Raw genomic sequence first — 17,271 nt, 5'->3', positions numbered from 1 at the left:
CGGGCGCCACCCGCGGCCCGGCACCGACCTCCGGCCGGTACCTGCCGCACCCCACCCCGGCCCATGGCCGGCGCTTGCCGGCTTATTCCTTGACCGCGCGCGGACGGACCTGGACGTGCACTTCAGCCAGCTGCTCGTCCGGGATCGGCGACGGGGCACCGGTCATCAGGCACTGCGCGCCGGTGGTCTTCGGGAACGGGATGACGTCGCGGATCGACTCGGTACCGGCCATCAGTGCGGCGATACGGTCGATACCGAAGGCGATGCCACCGTGCGGCGGCGCGCCGAAACGCAGCGCGTCGAGCAGGAAGCCGAACTTGCCCTCGGCCTCTTCGGCCCCGATGCCCAGCAGGTCGAATACCGCGCTCTGCATGTCCGAGCGGTGGATACGGATCGAACCACCGCCGATCTCGTTGCCGTTGAGCACCATGTCATAGCCGCGCGATACGGCGGTCTTGGCATTGGCGCGCAGATCGGCGATGTCATCCACTGCCGGCGCGGTGAAGGGGTGATGCAGGGCGACGTAGCGCTGGGCTTCGTCGTCGTACTCGAACATCGGGAAATCGGTGACCCACAGCGGTGCCCAGCCGGCGGCGACCAGGTTGAAGTCCTTGCCGGCCTTCAGGCGCAGGGCGCCCATGAAGTCGGAGACCTTGTTGTAGCCACCGGCGCCGAAGAACACGATGTCGCCATTGCCGGCGCCCACCTGGGCGACCAGCGCGGCGAAAGCCTCGTCGCTGAAGAACTTGGCGATCGGCGAGCTGACGTCGCCGCTCTCGCTGATCTTGATGTAGGCCAGGCCCTTGGCGCCGTACTTGGCGGCATGCGCGGCGTACTCGTCGATCTGCTTGCGGCTCAGCGTGGCACCGCCGGGGATGCGCAGCGCGGCCACGCGGCCGTCGGCATCATTGGCGGCGGCGGTGAACACCGGGAACTCGCTGGTCTTGACCAGCTCGGCCACGTCCACCAGCTCCAGCGCGATGCGCAGGTCCGGCTTGTCCGAGCCATAGCGACGCATCGCTTCGGCCCAGGTCATGCGCGGGAAGCTGGCGGCCAGCTCCACATCGACCACTTCCTTGAAGATGGCGCGGATCATGGTTTCCACGAAGTCCTGCACGTCGCGCTCGCGCACGAAGGCGAACTCCATGTCCAGCTGGGTGAATTCCAGCTGGCGATCGGCACGCAGGGCCTCGTCGCGGAAGCAGCGCGCGATCTGGTAGTAACGGTCGAAGCCGGCCACCATCAGGATCTGCTTGAACAGCTGCGGGCTCTGCGGCAGGGCGTAGAACTCGCCCGGGTGCATGCGCGCCGGCACCAGGAAGTCGCGGGCGCCTTCCGGGGTGGCCTTGGTCAGGATCGGGGTTTCGATGTCCTGGAAGCCGGTGGCGTCCAGGTGGCGGCGCAGGGCCTGCACCAGCTTGATGCGGGTGCGCTGCATGCGCTGCATTTCCGGGCGGCGCAGATCCAGGTAACGGTACTTCAGGCGGGTTTCTTCGCCCGGGTTCTCGTGCGCGTGGAACGGCAGCGGCTCGGCCTTGTTGAGGATGGTGATGGCCGTGGCGATCACTTCCACGTTGCCGGTGCGGAGCTTGTCGTTGGCCGCGTGGCGCGCGCGCACCACGCCTTCCACCTGCAGCACGTCTTCGTAGCCCAGGCTGGCGGCCACGGCGAATACAGCGGCGTTGTCGACTTCCACCGTCACCTGCACGATGCCTTCATGATCACGCAGATCGATGAAGACCACGCCGCCCTGGTTGCGGGCAACGTCGGTCCAGCCGGCGAGGGTTACGGTTTGGCCAATCAGGGTCTCGTCGACCAGGCCACAGAAGTGGGTACGCATGGGGATAAAGCTCCGCAGGAGAGTGCCGGCGCCAAGCTGCGCCGGAAAGCCCGTTATTCTGCGGCCGCCAGCCCGGCGGGGCAAATCCGGGCGCTGCAGCCCGGCATCACACGCTCTGAACCGGGGCCATTCCTATAGTCCGCGCACCAACGACCGCACGGGGATGTCGCCATGCAACGCCGTCTGAGCACCGTCTGCCTCACCCTTGCCCTGGCCTGTATGGCCCCGGCCCTGCACGCCCAGATGAGTACCCGGGCCTATGCCCCGGAAAATCTGTCGCAGCTGTCCTCCTCCGACCGCAGCCGGGTCATCACCCAGGAATACGCCGACCAGTCCAATGGCCGCCGGATCCCGGATGACCAGCTGCGCTTCTACCTGGCCCAGGTCAATTCGGGCTGGAACTTCTCCCGCATCAAGCAGGACATCGCCACGTCGCTGCGCGGCAACGGCAACGGCAACGGGGGTGGCTGGAATGGCGGCGGCAACGGCCCCGGCAACACCGGCACGGTCCGCTGCGAAAGCCAGGACAACCGCGAGCGGGTCTGCAATACCGGCTGGCGCAGTGCCCGGCTGTCCCGCCAGATCTCCGGGACGACCTGTACCGAGGGCCGCAACTGGGGCTCGCGCAACGGGACGGTCTGGGTCAGCGGCGGCTGCCGGGCCGAATTCGTCGAGGGCCGTGGCAATGGCGGCAACTGGGGCGGCGGCGGCACCGGCGCGACGATCCGCTGCGAGAGCCAGGACAACCGCGAGCGCACCTGCAACACCGGCTGGCGCAACGCCACCCTGGTTCGCCAGATCTCCGGTACGGCGTGTGTCGAGGGCCAGACCTGGGGCGTGCGCAATGGGGCAATCTGGGTCAATCGCGGCTGCCGCGGCGAGTTTGCCGAAGCGCGTGGCAACAGCGGCGGCAACTGGGGGGGCGGTGGCGGCAACAGCAATTACAGCGTGACCTGCAGCAGCAACGACAAGCGCCAGCAGACCTGTGCCTGGGATGCCCGTCAGGGTCGCCCGGCGCTGGTGCAGCAGTTGTCGGGCACGGCCTGCGTGGAAGGCCGCAGCTGGGGCTACAGCAATGGCAGCCTGTGGGTCAGCGGCGGGTGCCGCGCCCGGTTCGGGGCGCGCTGAGCGTTCCCCTTGTGGTAGGTGCCGACCGTTGGTCGGCACGCTCGCGGTGACGCCGGCCCGCGGCCGGCATTACCGCGCTGCGTTACGGCGCGGGCGTCTCACTGCCCCACGGCGCCGGCGGCAGTGCCACCGGCTTGCTCAGGTCGAACACCACCTGGAAGTGGCGCCCGCCCGGGCGGGTCAATTCGTAGACGAAGCGCTGGTCCGGCTCCACTTCCATTGCCCAGGTGTTCTGCACCGAGGCGAGCATGTCCGCCTTGCGGAACATCGCCACCGAGTCCGAATCGACCGGGAATGACTGGCGTTGCGCGGTGCCTGGCGGCTTGCTGTCGCCACCGTACATCGTGACCGCATCCGGGCTGCCGTCTTCGTGGCGATGATCGTGCTTGAGCCGCAGCCCATGCTCGGTGCGGGTGAGCACCCAGGTCCGTGAATGGTCATCACCGACATGGAAGGGAATCCGCAGCTCATGCGCCGGGTCCTCGCAGCCACGCACGTGCATCACCAGCCGTTTGCCCTCGAAAGGATCGGGCGCATCGGTCTTGGGCTCGTTGACCGCGATGCGGCCTTCGAACGCTTTGCCGCAGTGCGCGGCCACGGCAGACATGAACGCATCGGACGGCGCCATCGAGACATCATGGCCGACCGTGTCGTTCGAACCGCTGCACGCGGTGATCGCCAGCGCAGCGGCGAAAGGAAGGAGTTTGACTACATTCATGCCCCCACCCTAACGGGCGCGAACGACCAGCGCAAACCGGACGACCCGCTGCATCGTCACGCACGCGCACCCATCGCCTGCGCTGCAACAGGGGCTTCATACCCGCTGTGGTATGGTCAATCACGTGACTTGTTCGCCTTCTTCCCCACGAAGGGCGCACGCATGTTGCGGCTGACCGCCCTGCTCGCCGGTGTGGCGCTGCTGCTGACCGGCAGCGGCCTGCTCGGCACATTGCTGGCGGTGCGCGGTGGTGAAGCCGGCTTCGGTGCCGGCACGTTGGGGTTGGTGATGTCCGGCTATTTCGCCGGTTTTTTCATCGGCACCTTCTTCGCCCCCTCGCTGATCGGCCGCATCGGCCATATCCGTGCGTTTGCCTTCTTTGCCGCCCTCGCCGCCATCGCGGTGCTGCTGCACCCTCTGTGGATCAATCCCGTGGGTTGGGGCGTGCTGCGCATCCTTACCGGCATCGCGCTGGTGGGCCTTTACACCGTGATCGAGAGCTGGCTCAACGCCGAGCCCGACCCGCGCCTGCGCAGCCGTGCTTTCTCGCTCTACATGGTGGTCAACCTCTCGGCACTGGCCCTGGGCCAGGTGCTGCTGATGCTTGGCGACGCCGGCGCGACCTCGATGTTCATGCTTACCGCGATCCTGGTCTGCGCGGCAGTGTTGCCGGTCACCGCTACGCGCCTGCGCCCGCCGGAGATTCCCTCGGTGCCGCGCCTGAAACTGGCGCGGCTGTATGCGATGGCACCGGTGGCGACGGTTGCCGCCGGCCTCTCCGGCCTGGCGATGGGCGCATTCTGGGGCCTGCTGCCGGTCTACGCCGGCGAGGTCGGCCTGGACGGCAATGGCGTCGCGATGTTCATGCTGACCGCCATCGCCGGTGGCGCGTTGCTGCAATGGCCATTGGGTCACATCAGCGACGGGCATGACCGCCGCACCGGACTGGTCGCGCTGAGCCTGGCCGCGGCGGGTATCGCCGTGGTGGCCTCGCTGCCGATGATCCAGGCGCAGACCCATCTGCTGTTCGGCCTGTTTTTCTTCTATGGCGGGCTGGCCTTCGCGCTGTATCCCTTCGCGGTCGCGCACATGCTCGATTACCTGCCGCGCGAAGATCTGCTCTCGGGCTGCTCCAGCCTGCTGCTGGTCCATGGCGTGGGCGCCGCGCTCGGCCCCGCGTTGGCGGGCGCGGCGATGCAGCAGTTCGGCGCGCCTGCACTGCCGCTGTACTTCGCGGTGGTGCTGATGCTGCTGGCGCTGTTCACCACCGCGCGCCTGCTCAGCTTCCAGCGGCTGCGCACGCATCCGGTCGGCTTCCGGCTGATGCTGCGCACTACCCCCTCGGCGCTGGAACTGATGCCCGAGACCGACACCGCGCCGCCGGATCCCGATATCCCCCTCCCCTCTGACTCCGATAAGGAAGTGCATTGACTGTTTCGACACCGACCTCCCTCACTCCAACCCGTACACCGCCGGCGCCGCCGGCCCCGCAATTGATCCTCGCCACCGATCTGGATGGCACCTTCCTCGCCGGCGATCCCGCCGCGCGTCATCGGCTCTACCGGCTGGTCGACCAGCACCCGGGTATCCGCCTGATCTTCATCACCGGCCGCGGCCTGGAAGCGGTGATGCCCCTGCTCTCCGATCCGGCCATTCCGCGCCCGGATTACGTGGTCTGCGATGTCGGTGCCACCGTCGTCGACGGCCACACCCTGCAGCCGATGCAGCCCCTGCAATCGATGATCGACGCGCACTGGCCGGGCGAGCAGGTGGTCGCCGCCGCGATGCGTCCGTTCACCGCGCTGCAGCGCCAGGACGTGCCGCAGGAACGCCGCTGCTCGTACTTCTGCGATCCCGACACGCTGGCGCCGCTGCGCTCGCAGATCCAGGCCGCCGCGCAGGCGCTGGGCTGCGATGTGCTGTATTCGGCCGACCGCTATCTGGACATCCTGCCGCCTGATACCGACAAGGGCCGCACCCTGGCCGCGCTTGCGCGCCTGCTGGAACTGCCGCGCGATCGCATCCTGGTGGCCGGCGACACCCTCAATGACCTGTCGATGTACACCTCCGGTTTCCGCGGGGTGTGCGTGGGCGATTCGGAGCCGGCGCTGACCGCCGCGACGGCCGACCTGAAGCACGCCTTCCATGCACAGGCGCCGGGGTGCGGCGGCATCCTCGAAGCGATCGAACATTTCGGCCTGCTCGCCGATGACGATCCCTTCCTGCGCCCACCGCCGCAGGCGCGCGCCGATGGCGCCGACCTGGTGATGGTCTATCACCGCCTGCCCTTCGATGAAGTGATGGAAGATGGCGTGCTGGTGCAGCGCCCGCCGCGCTCGCCCAACGGCATCATCCCCTCGCTGCTGAGCTTCTTCGAAGGCGGCCAGAAGGGGTCCTGGGTCGCCTGGGGAATCGATGAGCCCAAGCGCGGTCCGTTCCAGACCCACCTGGCAGTGGATGCCGAGCGTTACCCCACCCTGACCGCCGCGCGCGTGCCGCTGAGCAAACAGGAAGTGGACATCTTCTACAAGCGCTTCTCCAAGGAAGCGTTCTGGCCGATGCTGCACGTGTTCTGGGAACGCGCGAAATTCCGCGAAGAAGACTGGCAAGTCTTCCTGAAGGTCAACCGCAAGTTCGCCGAGGCCACCGCCGCCGAAGCCGCGCATGGCGCGACCGTGTGGATCCACGACTACAACCTGTGGATGGTGCCGGCCACGCTGCGCGAGCTGCGCCCGGACCTGAAGATCGCCTTTTTCCACCACACCTACTTCCCGTCGGCGGATGTATTCAATGTGGTGCCCTGGCGCCGCGAGATCATCGGCAGCCTGCTCAGCTGCGACTACATCGGCTTCCACATTCCGCGACAGGTGGAGAACTTCGTGGACGTCGTGCGCGGCGCGATGCCGGCCGAGCGTCTGGCCTGGGAAAGCTGCGCCCCGCGTTTTCTCACCTACGGGTGCGCAGTGGGCCTGGACACGATGACCACGCGCCTGCGCGTGGGCGACCGCGAAGTCGCCCTCGGTGCGCACCCGGTCGGCACCGATCTGCGCCGCATCCACAACGTGCTCGCACGCAGCGACGTGCGCAATGACATCTTCAAGCTGCGCCGCGAGATCGGCGCGCGCAAGCTGGTGCTGTCAGTGGAGCGCCTGGATTACACCAAGGGCACGCTGGCCAAGCTGGAGGCGTTCGAGCGGTTGCTGGAGCAGCATCCGGATCGCCAGGGCAAGGTCACCCTGCTGATGATCTGCGTACCGGCCGCACGCGAGATGACCATCTACCGCACGCTGCAGAACCAGATCGAGCAGGCGGTGGGGCGGATCAACGGGCGCTTCTCGCGGCTGGACTGGACCCCGGTGCGGTTCTTCGCCCAGGCATTGCCGTTCGAAGAGGTGGTGGCGCACTACGCCGCCGCACAGGTGATGTGGATCACCCCGCTGCGCGATGGCTTGAACCTGGTGTCCAAGGAGTTCGTGGCCACGCAGGGCATCGAGGGCAGCAACGGCGTGCTGGTGCTCAGCGAATTCGCCGGTGCGGCGGCCGAGCTGAAGGGCGCGGTGCTGACCAATCCGCATGACCCGGCCGATCTCACCGCCGGCCTGTTGCAGGCCTTGTCGATGCCCGACGATGAAGCCACCGGGCGCATGCGCCAGCTGTTTGGCAGCGTGGAGTATTACGACGTGGATCGCTGGGGCCGGGATTTCCTGGATGCGGTGCGCAACAGCCACGCCGAAGGCTGACGCTGTACGGGTAGTGCCGGCCGCTGGCCGGCTCCAGGCGGTGCCGGCTGCGGGCGGTGCCGGTTTCATGGGTTGCCGGCCAGCGGCCGGCACTACCGTGTGCGCACCGAACAACGGTGGGTGCCTACCGTGTGCGCGCCGACCAACGGTCGGTGCCTACCCTGTGCGCGCCGACCAACGGTCGGTGCCTCCCGGGCGGCATCGCCTACCCGGCGCGCTGGATGATGCCTTCGGCGATCACCGCCACCTGGCGCAGCACGTCGTTACGGCCGGCATCATCCACCGTCGCGCCCTGCAGGTAGCTGGTCAGCACCCACGGTGCACCGCCGGCGAGCGGCCACAGAATGGCGATGTCATTGGTGGTGTCCTCGCCATTGCTGCCGGTCTTGTCACCCACCCGCCACGCCTTGGACAACCCGGCGCGCAATCGCGCATCGCCGGTTTCGTTGTCGATCAACCAATCCGCCAGCTGCTGTTTCGAGGCGGACGTGAGTACGTCACCGAGCACGAAGCGCTGCAGGCTGGCCGCCATCGCCGCCGGGCTGGTGGTGTCGCGCGGGTCGCCGGGGGCGAAGCGGTTCATCTCCGGCTCGAGCCGGTCATTACGGGTCACCGCATCACCGTTGGCCCGCAGGAAGGCGGTCACGCCGGCCGGCCCGCCCACCTTGCCCAGCAGCAGGTTCGCAGCGGGGTTGTCGCTGGTGATCATGGTCGCCCGGCACAGGTCGCGCACGGTGAGATCCTTGCCTAGGTGCCGCGTGGTCACCGGCGCATGCGAGAGCATGTCCGGCTGGCGCACGGGCACGCGCTGGTCCAGCGAGAGCCTGCCCTGGTCGGCCAGGTGCAGCACCGCAGCGGACAACACGAACTTGAAGGTGCTGCACATCGGGAAACGTTCGTCCTGGCGGTTGCCGGTACGCCAGCCGGTGCCGGTATTGAGCAGGGTCACGCCGAGGCGCCCGCCGCTTGCTGTTTCCAACGCTGCGAAGTCTTTCGCCGCGACGGCCGGTTGCGGCGAGGGCAGCGGCGTCTTGGCGAAGGCGGTGGCGGCCAATGCAGACGCGGCGGCCGCGCCGGTCCATTGCAGGAACTGTCGTCGAGCGATCATGGGGTTCTCCTTGGCGAAGGCCTGAGTATTGGCAGGTTGCCGCGCCTCCACCAGCGAGGATTTTCAGCGGAAGTCATTACTTGACCTCATACCTTCTGATCCCCCTGCCGGGAATGGACGCGGAAAACAGCGTCATCTCTGCACGTCGCTCGCCGCAGCAGCCCCTCAGTGCGAAGATGCATCATCCCTGCTCACGGCTCGCCCATGCTCCGCCCCCAGCTGCCGCTCAATGCCCTGCGCGCCTTCGAGGCCGCTGCACGGCACCAGAATTTCACCCGCGCCGCCCTGGAGCTGTGCGTCAGCCAGGCCGCGCTGAGCCATCAGATCCGCGCACTGGAGGACCGGCTGGGCGTGTCGCTTTTCACCCGCTTGCCGCGCGGGGTCGCCCTGACCGATGAAGGCGCCTGCCTGTATCCGGTGCTCAACGAGGCCTTCGACCGCATCGCGGTCAGCCTGGACCGGTTCGTCGGCGGGCATTTCCGCGAAGTGTTGAGCGTGGGCGTCGTCGGCACGTTCGCCACGGGTTGGCTGCTGCCGCGCCTGGGGGATTTCAACGCGCGCCATCCGGATATCGAGCTGCGCCTGCAGACCCACAACAACCGCATCGATCTGGCCGGTGAAGGGCTGGACCTGGCGATCCGGTTCGGTGATGGCGACTGGCAGGGGCAGGTCAGCGACGCCGTACTGGATGCCCCGTTTGCGCCGCTGTGTGCACCTGCGTTGGCACGTACGCTGCGGCAACCGCGCGATCTGGCCAACGTGGCGTTGTTGCGCTCCTACCGCAGCGACGAGTGGCCACGCTGGCTGCAGGCCGCTGGGGCGCCGGAACTGGACGCGCGTGGGCCGGTGTTTGATTCGTCCCTGACGCTGGCCAGTGCCGCCGCCGCAGGTGCGGGCGTGGCGCTGTTGCCGTTGAAGATGTTCGAGCAGGATCTTGCCCAAGGTCGCTTGATCCAACCCTTCGCGCAGACCCTGGATCTGGGCAGGTATTGGTTGACGCGGCTGCGCTCGCGCGCCGAGAGCGACGCGGCGCGGCGGTTCCGGGAATGGCTGGAGGCGCAGGACGATGTGCCGACCAACGGTCGGCACCTACCGGTTGCCTGAGGGTGCCAGGGAGATGCCGACCGGTGGTCGGCATGCCGTTTACGCGTCCAGCAATTCCATCCACGTCTGCTCGGCCTTGCTGAGCAGGGTCGCGGTGGCTTCACGATCGCGGCCGAGGACTGCCATGCGGGTCGCATCGGCGTAGTTGGCCGGGTTGGCCAGCTCGCGGTCCAGGTCGGCCAGCAGCGCCTCCAGTTCGCCCACCTTGGCTTCGGCGGCAGCCAGTTTGTGGGGATTGACCGGCTTCTTCGGCGGCAGCGGCAGCGGCGGCGTCGGCGGCACCGGCTCCGGGGCCGCCGCGGCCATCTTCTGCTTGGTGCCCTGCGCGGCCGGACGCGAACGCAGCCACGCCGCGTAGGCATCCAGATCGCCGTCGAACGGTTCGACCACGCCATCGGCCACACGCCAGAACGTGTCGCAGACCAGACCGATCAGATGGCGGTCATGCGAGACCATCACGATCGCGCCCTCGAAGTCGGCCAGTGCTTCGGCCAGCGCTTCGCGCATTTCCAGATCCAAGTGGTTGGTCGGTTCGTCGAGCAGCAGCACGTTCGGCTGCTGGTAGGCGATCAGTGCCAGGGCCAGGCGCGCACGTTCGCCACCGGAGAAGCCGTCCACCGGTTCAAACGCGCGGTCGCCGGCGAAGTTCCACTTGCCGAGGAAATCGCGGAAGGACTGGTTCGGTGCATCCGGGGCCAGGTCGCGGAAGTGCTCCATCGGCGACTGCCCTTCATGCAGCGACTCCACCGTGTGCTGGGCGAAGTACCCGATGCGCAGGTCCGGATGCGCGGCGCGCTCGCCGCTGATCGGGTCCAGTTCGCCCACCAGGGTCTTCACCAGGGTGGTCTTACCGGCACCGTTCGGGCCGAGCAGACCGATGCGCTGGCCAGCCTCCAGGCCAAAGCCCACGTTGTGCAGGATCACCGAATCGGCGCCGTAACCGGCCTCGACATGGTTCAGGCGGATCAGCGAGAACGGCAGTTTGGCCGGCGGCGCGAACTCGATGCGGAACTCGCGCTCGGCACGCACCGCTTCGGTACCGGCCAGCTTGGCCAGGCGCTTCATGCGGCTCTGTGCCTGCGCGGCCTTGCTGGCCTGCGCCTTGAAGCGATCGATGAAGCTCTGCAGATGCGCGCGCTCGGCCTGTTCCTTGTCGTGGGCGAGCTGCTGCTGGCGCAGCTGTTCGGCGCGCTGGCGCTCGAAATCGGTATAGCCGCCGACGTACAGCTTGGCGCCGCCACCGTGCAGATGCAGGGTGTGGGTGGCCACGTTGTCCAGGAACTCGCGGTCATGCGAGATCAGCAGCAGGGTGCCCGGGTACTTGAGCAGCCACTGTTCCAGCCAGAACACGGCGTCCAGATCCAAGTGGTTGGTCGGTTCATCGAGCAGCAGCAGGTCGCTGGGCATCATCAGCGCGCGCGCCAGGTTCAGGCGCACGCGCCAGCCGCCGGAGAACGAGGAGACCGCGCGCGAGTGGGTTTCGGCTGGGAAGCCCAGGCCGTGCAGCAGCTTGCCGGCGCGCGCCTCGGCGTCATAGGCACCGATCTCGGCCATGCGCTGGTGGGCGGTGGCCACCGCTTCCCAGTCTTCACGCGCCGCGGCTTCCGCCTCTTCACGCATGACGGCGGCCACCTCGGTGTCGCCCTCCAGCACGAACTGCAGCGCCGGATCCGGCAGCGACGGGGTTTCCTGGGCCACGCTGGCGATGCGGATCTTGCCGGGCAGATCGACGTCGCCCTTGTCCGCCTCCAGCTCGCCCTTCACGGCGGCGAACAGGCTGGACTTGCCGGCGCCATTGCGGCCGACCACGCCGACGCGGTACCCCGCATGCAGGGTCAGGTCGACGTTGGACAACAGCAGCCGCTCGCCACGGCGCAAGGCGAAGTTACGAAGGGAAATCATCTTGGGGGTCCATATAACGGAATGGAATGTGCTCGTGAGCACCTTTCCTGCGACGTAATTCTAGCGTTAACGAATACTTGACGGGCCCCGGGATGCGCGGCAGGCCTCGTTTCTCTCTCCCACGACCCTGCCCGCGCTACCCCGGGACCCCCCTGTCAAATCCCCGGCCTCACGTAAATGGTTGCTTCTGCAACGTTTTTTACGAACGTGACCTACATTTGACAAGCGATGAATATCCCGTTAATCCGTCTATTGCGCACCGCAACACCGCCTTCGCAGACCCGATCCTCGATGCCGTGATGTCGCTTTGGTGCAGCACCGCCACTACCGGAGCCACATCCTGATGAACCGCAAGACCAGTACGCTCGCCGCCGCCGTAGCTGTCGCGCTCGGTATGTCCAGCTTCGCCGCCACCGCCCAGGACGTGCCTGCCCGGACGGCCGCCAACACCCTGGACACCATCATCGTCACCGGCACCCGCGTGGCCGACCGCACCGTGGCCGAGTCGCAATCGCCGATCGACATCATCACCCCCGAGGCGCTGCAGTCCACCGGCACCACCGAGCTGGCCACCGCGCTGGCCCGCGCCCTGCCCTCGCTGAATTTCCCGCGCCCGGCGCTGACCGATGGCACCAGCGGCATCCGCCCGGCGCAGCTGCGTGGCCTTTCCCCGGACCAGGTGCTGGTGCTGGTCAACGGCAAGCGCCGCCACACCTCCGCGCAGATCAACGTCAACGGCAGCATCGGCCGTGGCTCCTCGGCAGTGGACATCAACGCGATTCCGATCGCCTCGATCGAGCGCGTGGAAGTGCTGCGCGACGGCGCCTCCGCGCAGTACGGCTCGGATGCCATCGCCGGCGTGATCAACATCGTGCTCAAGGGCTCGTCCTCCGGCGGCAGCCTGGCGTTGGATGCCGGCCAGTACTCGGCCGGTGACGGCAACAAGTACCAGCTCTCCGGCGATACCGGGATCGGCTTCGCCGACGGCCGCGGCAGCGTGCATGTGGCCGGCCAGATCGTCCAGCAGGACGAGAGCAACCGTGCCGGCCCGTACCAGGGCACCGTGCCGAACACGAGCAACTTCCCCAACATCGGCCAGACCACCTTCGTGGTCGGTGACCCGCGCGTGGATGCGACCGCCGCGTCGGCCAACGCCAGCTTCCAGTTCAGCGACCACGTCTCGGCCTATGCCACGGCGATGGCCAGCAACCGCGACATCACCTCGTTCGCGTTCTACCGCTCGCGCAACAACCTCAACCAGGGCGCGCTGCTGGCGCAGACCTACCCGGACGGGTTCGTGCCTGAGATCAATCAGTATTCCAAGGACCGTTCGCTGGTCGCCGGTGTGAAGGGCGGCTCGGACAGCGGCTGGAACTGGGACGTCAGCTACAACTACGGCGCCAACAAGATCGATTTCCACACCCGCAACAGCATCAACTACGCGCTCGGCGTGAACAGCCCGCGCTCGTTCTACGACGGCGCGCTGGAGTACACCCAGAACATCGTCAATGCCGATGTGACCAAGACCCTGGACTGGGGCCTGGCCTACCCGGTCACGCTGTCCTTCGGCGGTGAGTACCGCAAGGAAAAGTGGGAGCAGTCAGCCGGTGAACTGAACGCCTACACCGGCAGCGGTGCGCAGGGCTTCGGCGGCTTCACCCCGCTCAACGCGGTGGATGCCGACCGTGACAACTACGCCGTCTACGCTGGCCTGGAAGCCGACCTCACCGACAAGTTCTCCGCCGGCGTGACCGGCCGCTACGAGGATTACTCGGACTTCGGCGACAAGTTCTCCGGCAAGCTCTCCGCCCGCTACGCCTTCACCGACAAGGTCGCCCTGCGCGCCACCGCCTCCAGCGGCTTCCGCGCGCCCTCGCTGGCCCAGCAGAGCTACCAGGCGGTGACCAGCACGATCATCAACGGCGTGTTCGTCGAACGCGGCACCTTCCCGACCACCAGCCCGGCCGCACAGGCCCTGGGCGCCAGCCCGCTGAAGGCCGAAAGCTCGACCTCCTACAGCCTGGGCCTGGTGCTGCAGCCGGTGGATCGCCTGTACCTGACCGTGGATGCGTACCAGATCGACATCGACGACCGCATCGTCCTGTCGACCAACATCACCACCAATGACGCCGCCAACGCGCTGCTGGCCAACCTGGGCCTGCCGGGCGTCACCGCGTTCTCCTACTTCACCAACGGCGTGGACACCCGCACCCGCGGCGTGGATGCGGTCTCCAGTTACACGATCCCGTTCGCCGCCAGCTCGCTGGAGCTGACCGCGGCCTACAGCTACAACGAGACCGAGGTGAAGAAGTTCATCGCCTCGCCGCCGGTGTTCGGCACGCTGGGCATCACCCAGTCGCTGATCGGCCGCGATGAGATCGGCCGCATCGAAGACAGCTACCCGCGCGACAAGACCATCCTCAGCGGCACCTGGCGCTCGGACCGGTGGGACCTGAACCTGGCCGCCACCCGCTACGGCTCGTTCACCGTGCGCAACTCGGCCACCGCCCTGCGCGACCAGACCTACGACGCCTCGTGGGTGCTCGATGCCTCGGCCAGCTACAAGCCGAGCGAGAACTGGACCCTGACCCTGGGCGCGGACAACATCCTGGACGAATATCCGGACCGCACCGTGGACCTGCAGAACTCCACCTGGGGCATGCTGCCGTACAGCAACTACTCGCCGTACGGGTTCAACGGTGCGTACGTCTATGGCCGCGTGACCTACAAGTGGTAACCCAAGGTAGTGCCGGCCGCTGGCCGGCAACCGCCTGATAAACCCCATGCCCCGGTTCGCCGGGGCATGGGCGTTTTGGCCGCAGGAAACCGCGATTCCGCGCATTCACCGTTCAACGCACGGGCTGTCCCGGACAGCACATGACCTGACCACGGGGACATAGCAGCATTGCGGCCATCGATGTTTGCCCGGACCGGCCGCATCGGTGAAAATCGGGGTACCCCCCCTCTTTGCGAGCCCCGATGCACCATGACACCGACCTGATCAACATCGTTGCCGTTGGCCTTGGGCTCGCCTTCATTTTCGGCGCGCTGGCCAACAAGCTGCGTTTGTCTCCCCTGGTCGGTTATCTGATTGCAGGCATCTGCGTAGGTCCGTTCACCCCCGGCTTCGTCGCCGACCAGGCACTGGCCAACCAGCTGGCCGAGATCGGGGTGATGCTGCTGATGTTCGGCGTCGGCCTGCATTTCTCGCTCAAAGACCTGATGGAGGTCAAAGCGATCGCCATCCCGGGTGCGATCGGCCAGATCCTGGTCGCCACCCTGCTCGGCTGGGGCCTGGCGGCGTTGATGGGCTGGCCGGTGATCTATGGCGTGGTGTTCGGTTTCTCGCTGGCCACCGCCAGTACCGTGGTGCTGCTGCGCGCGATGGAAGAACGGCGCCTGCTGGAAACCACGCGCGGCAAGATCGCCATCGGCTGGCTGATCGTGGAAGACCTGGCCTGCGTCCTGGCGCTGGTGATGATGCCGGTCCTGGCCGGCGTGTTCGGGCCCGATGCGGCCAATGAAACCCATACCGTCGGCAGCGTGCTGGCCAGCATCGGCTGGACCTTCGTGCAGCTGGGCCTGTTCGTGGCGGTGATGCTGGTGGTCGGGCGCCGGGTGATTCCGTGGATCCTGGAGCGCATCGCCGGCACCGGTTCGCGCGAGCTGTTCACCCTGGCCGTGCTGGCCATCGCACTGGGCGTGGCGTTCGGCTCGGCGATGCTGTTCGGCGTGTCGTTCGCACTCGGCGCGTTCTTCGCCGGCATGCTGCTCAACGAATCCGAACTGAGCCACAAGGCGGCCAATGATTCGCTGCCGCTGCGCGATGCGTTCGCGGTGCTGTTCTTCGTCTCGGTCGGCATGCTGTTCAACCCGGCCATCCTGATCGAGCATCCGTGGCAGGTCCTGGCCACGGCGGCGATCATCATGTTCGGCAAATCGGCTGCTGCGTTCGTGATCGTGCGCGCGTTCGGCCATCCGACCGGTACCGCGCTGACGATTTCCGCCAGCCTGGCGCAGATCGGCGAATTCGCCTTCATCATCGCCGGGCTCGGCGTGACCCTGGGGATCCTGCCGCCCACCGGTCAGGCGCTGGTGCTGGCCGGTGCGCTGATCTCGATCATGCTCAACCCGCTGGTGTTCGGCCTGCTCGACCGCTGGCTGCTGAAGCATCAGGAAACCGCCCCCACCACGGTGGAGACGGAATTGCCGCCGGGCCCATCGCTGGACCTGCATGACCATGCCATCGTGATCGGCTACGGCCGCGTCGGCAGCGCGCTGGCGCAGGTGCTGCGCGACCGGGGGGTGCCGGTGATGATCATCGATGACAACAAGGAACACGTCGCCGAAGCGCACGCGGCCGGCTTGCCCGGTATCCGCGGCAGTGCCGCCTCCGACCGCGTACTGGCCGAAGCCCATCCCGAGCGCGCCAAGATCGCCGTGCTGGCGATCCCGCAGCCGCTGGAAGCCGGTGAAACGCTGGCCAAGCTGCGCGCGCTCAACCCCGGCCTGACCCTGCTGGCGCGTGCACACAGCGATGCCGAGGTGAAGCACCTGCTCGCCCACGGTGCCGATGGCACGGTGATGGCCGAGCGCGAACTGGCCTACTCGCTGGCCGAGATGGTGATGTCCACCCCGCCGTACCGCACGATGGGCCAGCAGCACAGCATCCCGGTGGTCTGAGGGCCGCTACGCGACCGGCACGCAGATATCCGCGCGGAGGATGGCCTCGGGCACTTCTTCCGGATCATCCAGGTAGTGGTAGTACAGCTCCGCCTCGCGCAGGGCGTGGCCACTGTCGGGCAGCCAGTCGCGTAGCAGGGCGTCAGTGGCCGCTTCCAGGCCCGCGTAGCTGCCCACATGGCGCAGCACGGCATGCGTGCCACCACCCAGCGTCAGCGCACGCAGCGGGGCCGGGAGCGCCTGCGGTGGGCGCCCGAAGCCCATGGCGCAATCGAACACGCATTCCTGCGCCGGCGCGTCGCGGTGGTCCGTCCGCGCGATGCCGATCAACTGCTGCAGCTGTTCGGCCCAGCCCTGCTCGGCGGCCCAGGTGAAGATCGCGCCGAAGGCCTGATCCAGATCATCGAAGGCCCCTTCCCTGCGCAGCGCCACCACATCGAAGGGTTCCAGCGTGGTCACCGTGACCTGCAACGGCACCGTCCCGTCCGCGTGATCGCCCGCCGGCAGCGACAGCCGCTGCTGCCAGTGGCTGCGCAGCCCGGCATCCTCACGCAACGTGCTCGGCGTGGCATCCAGCGCCTGGCGACAGGCACGGGCCAGCGCCTGCGGGCTTTCATAGCCGACGTTCAAGGCGACCTCGGTCACCCGGCTCTCGGCCTGGCCGAGCAGCGTCAGCGCCTGCAGCAAGCGCAGGCGCGCCACGGTACGTCCGGGCGTTTCACCGGTCAGCGCACGGTACAGGCGATGGAAGTGGAACGGCGACTGGTGCGCGATCGCGGCCAGTGCCTCCAGATCGGGCAAGGGATCGCCAGCGCGCAGGCACGCCTGCAGATGGGCGATGACACGATCGATACCGTGGCGCTGGCGGACCTGGGCAATGCGGTGCATGGCGGGCTCCCTCTCGAGGTGACGCTCAGCGTGCGCCGTGCGGCGCCCCTGCGCGTGGCCGATCTTGCGCAGTTGGGGGATCGTCAGCCGATCCTAACCCTGCCGGTAGAGCCACGCCATGCGTGGCTGCGTCTTCTTCCGGCGCCGCGCAGCCACGCAT

The 17,271-nt window shown here is 67.5% G+C and carries 11 protein-coding genes; 6 read left to right on the top strand and 5 right to left on the bottom strand.

Annotation, left to right across the window (positions count from 1 at the left end):
• Positions 1–82: 82 nt before the first annotated feature.
• Positions 83–1,840 (bottom strand): aspartate--tRNA ligase, encoded by a 1,758-nt coding sequence (aspS, locus tag ABE546_RS08095; protein WP_346463208.1) that lies wholly within the window; start codon positions 1,838–1,840, stop codon positions 83–85.
• A 171-nt stretch (positions 1,841–2,011) separates the two neighbouring features.
• Here aspS and ABE546_RS08090 point away from each other — a divergent pair, with 171 nt between their 5' ends.
• Positions 2,012–2,968 (top strand): DUF3011 domain-containing protein, encoded by a 957-nt coding sequence (locus tag ABE546_RS08090; protein ID WP_346463207.1) that lies wholly within the window; start codon positions 2,012–2,014, stop codon positions 2,966–2,968.
• Between the two features lie 82 nt (positions 2,969–3,050).
• Here ABE546_RS08090 and ABE546_RS08085 read toward each other — a convergent pair whose 3' ends face one another.
• Positions 3,051–3,686 carry a hypothetical protein gene (locus tag ABE546_RS08085; protein WP_313219719.1) on the bottom strand — a complete coding sequence of 212 codons (636 nt, stop codon included), beginning with the start codon at positions 3,684–3,686 and terminating at the stop codon, positions 3,051–3,053.
• A gap of 162 nt (positions 3,687–3,848) precedes the next feature.
• On the opposite strand from ABE546_RS08085, the gene ABE546_RS08080 reads away from it, so the two are divergent.
• Positions 3,849–5,117 (top strand): MFS transporter, encoded by a 1,269-nt coding sequence (locus ABE546_RS08080; RefSeq protein WP_313212515.1) that lies wholly within the window; start codon positions 3,849–3,851, stop codon positions 5,115–5,117.
• Positions 5,118–5,179: 62 nt separating this feature from the next.
• A complete protein-coding gene (gene ggpS, locus ABE546_RS08075; protein WP_346463311.1) occupies positions 5,180–7,426 on the top strand; it encodes a glucosylglycerol-phosphate synthase in 2,247 nt (748 codons plus the stop codon).
• A 205-nt stretch (positions 7,427–7,631) separates the two neighbouring features.
• Here ggpS and blaL2 read toward each other — a convergent pair whose 3' ends face one another.
• The gene (blaL2, locus tag ABE546_RS08070) at positions 7,632–8,534 is read right to left on the bottom strand and encodes a L2 family extended-spectrum class A beta-lactamase (RefSeq protein ID WP_346463206.1); all 903 of its coding nucleotides are present in this window, start codon (positions 8,532–8,534) and stop codon (positions 7,632–7,634) included.
• 204 nt (positions 8,535–8,738) lie between these two features.
• Here blaL2 and ABE546_RS08065 point away from each other — a divergent pair, with 204 nt between their 5' ends.
• Complete coding sequence (locus ABE546_RS08065; protein ID WP_346463204.1) at positions 8,739–9,638, top strand: LysR family transcriptional regulator; 900 nt, start codon at positions 8,739–8,741, stop codon at positions 9,636–9,638.
• 39 nt (positions 9,639–9,677) lie between these two features.
• Here the strand turns inward: ABE546_RS08065 and ABE546_RS08060 are convergent, their stop codons facing one another.
• On the bottom strand, positions 9,678–11,540 hold the full coding sequence (locus tag ABE546_RS08060) for an ABC-F family ATP-binding cassette domain-containing protein (protein ID WP_346463202.1): 1,863 nt from the start codon (positions 11,538–11,540) through the stop codon (positions 9,678–9,680).
• A gap of 343 nt (positions 11,541–11,883) precedes the next feature.
• Between ABE546_RS08060 and ABE546_RS08055 the strand changes: the two genes are divergently transcribed.
• Positions 11,884–14,277, top strand: a complete 2,394-nt coding sequence (locus tag ABE546_RS08055) for a TonB-dependent receptor (RefSeq protein WP_313212519.1) — start codon at positions 11,884–11,886, stop codon at positions 14,275–14,277.
• Between the two features lie 242 nt (positions 14,278–14,519).
• Positions 14,520–16,223, top strand: coding sequence for a YbaL family putative K(+) efflux transporter (ybaL, locus tag ABE546_RS08050; protein ID WP_088433889.1), 1,704 nt, complete (start codon positions 14,520–14,522; stop codon positions 16,221–16,223).
• A gap of 6 nt (positions 16,224–16,229) precedes the next feature.
• Here the strand turns inward: ybaL and ABE546_RS08045 are convergent, their stop codons facing one another.
• Entirely contained in the window at positions 16,230–17,111 is an 882-nt protein-coding gene (locus ABE546_RS08045) for an AraC family transcriptional regulator (protein ID WP_313219716.1), read from the bottom strand.
• Between the last annotated feature and the right edge of the window lie 160 nt (positions 17,112–17,271).

The organism is Stenotrophomonas sp. TWI377 (assembly GCF_039674525.1).
Classification (GTDB): Bacteria; Pseudomonadota; Gammaproteobacteria; order Xanthomonadales; family Xanthomonadaceae; genus Stenotrophomonas.
This window is presented reverse-complemented; position numbering and strand designations above follow the sequence as displayed.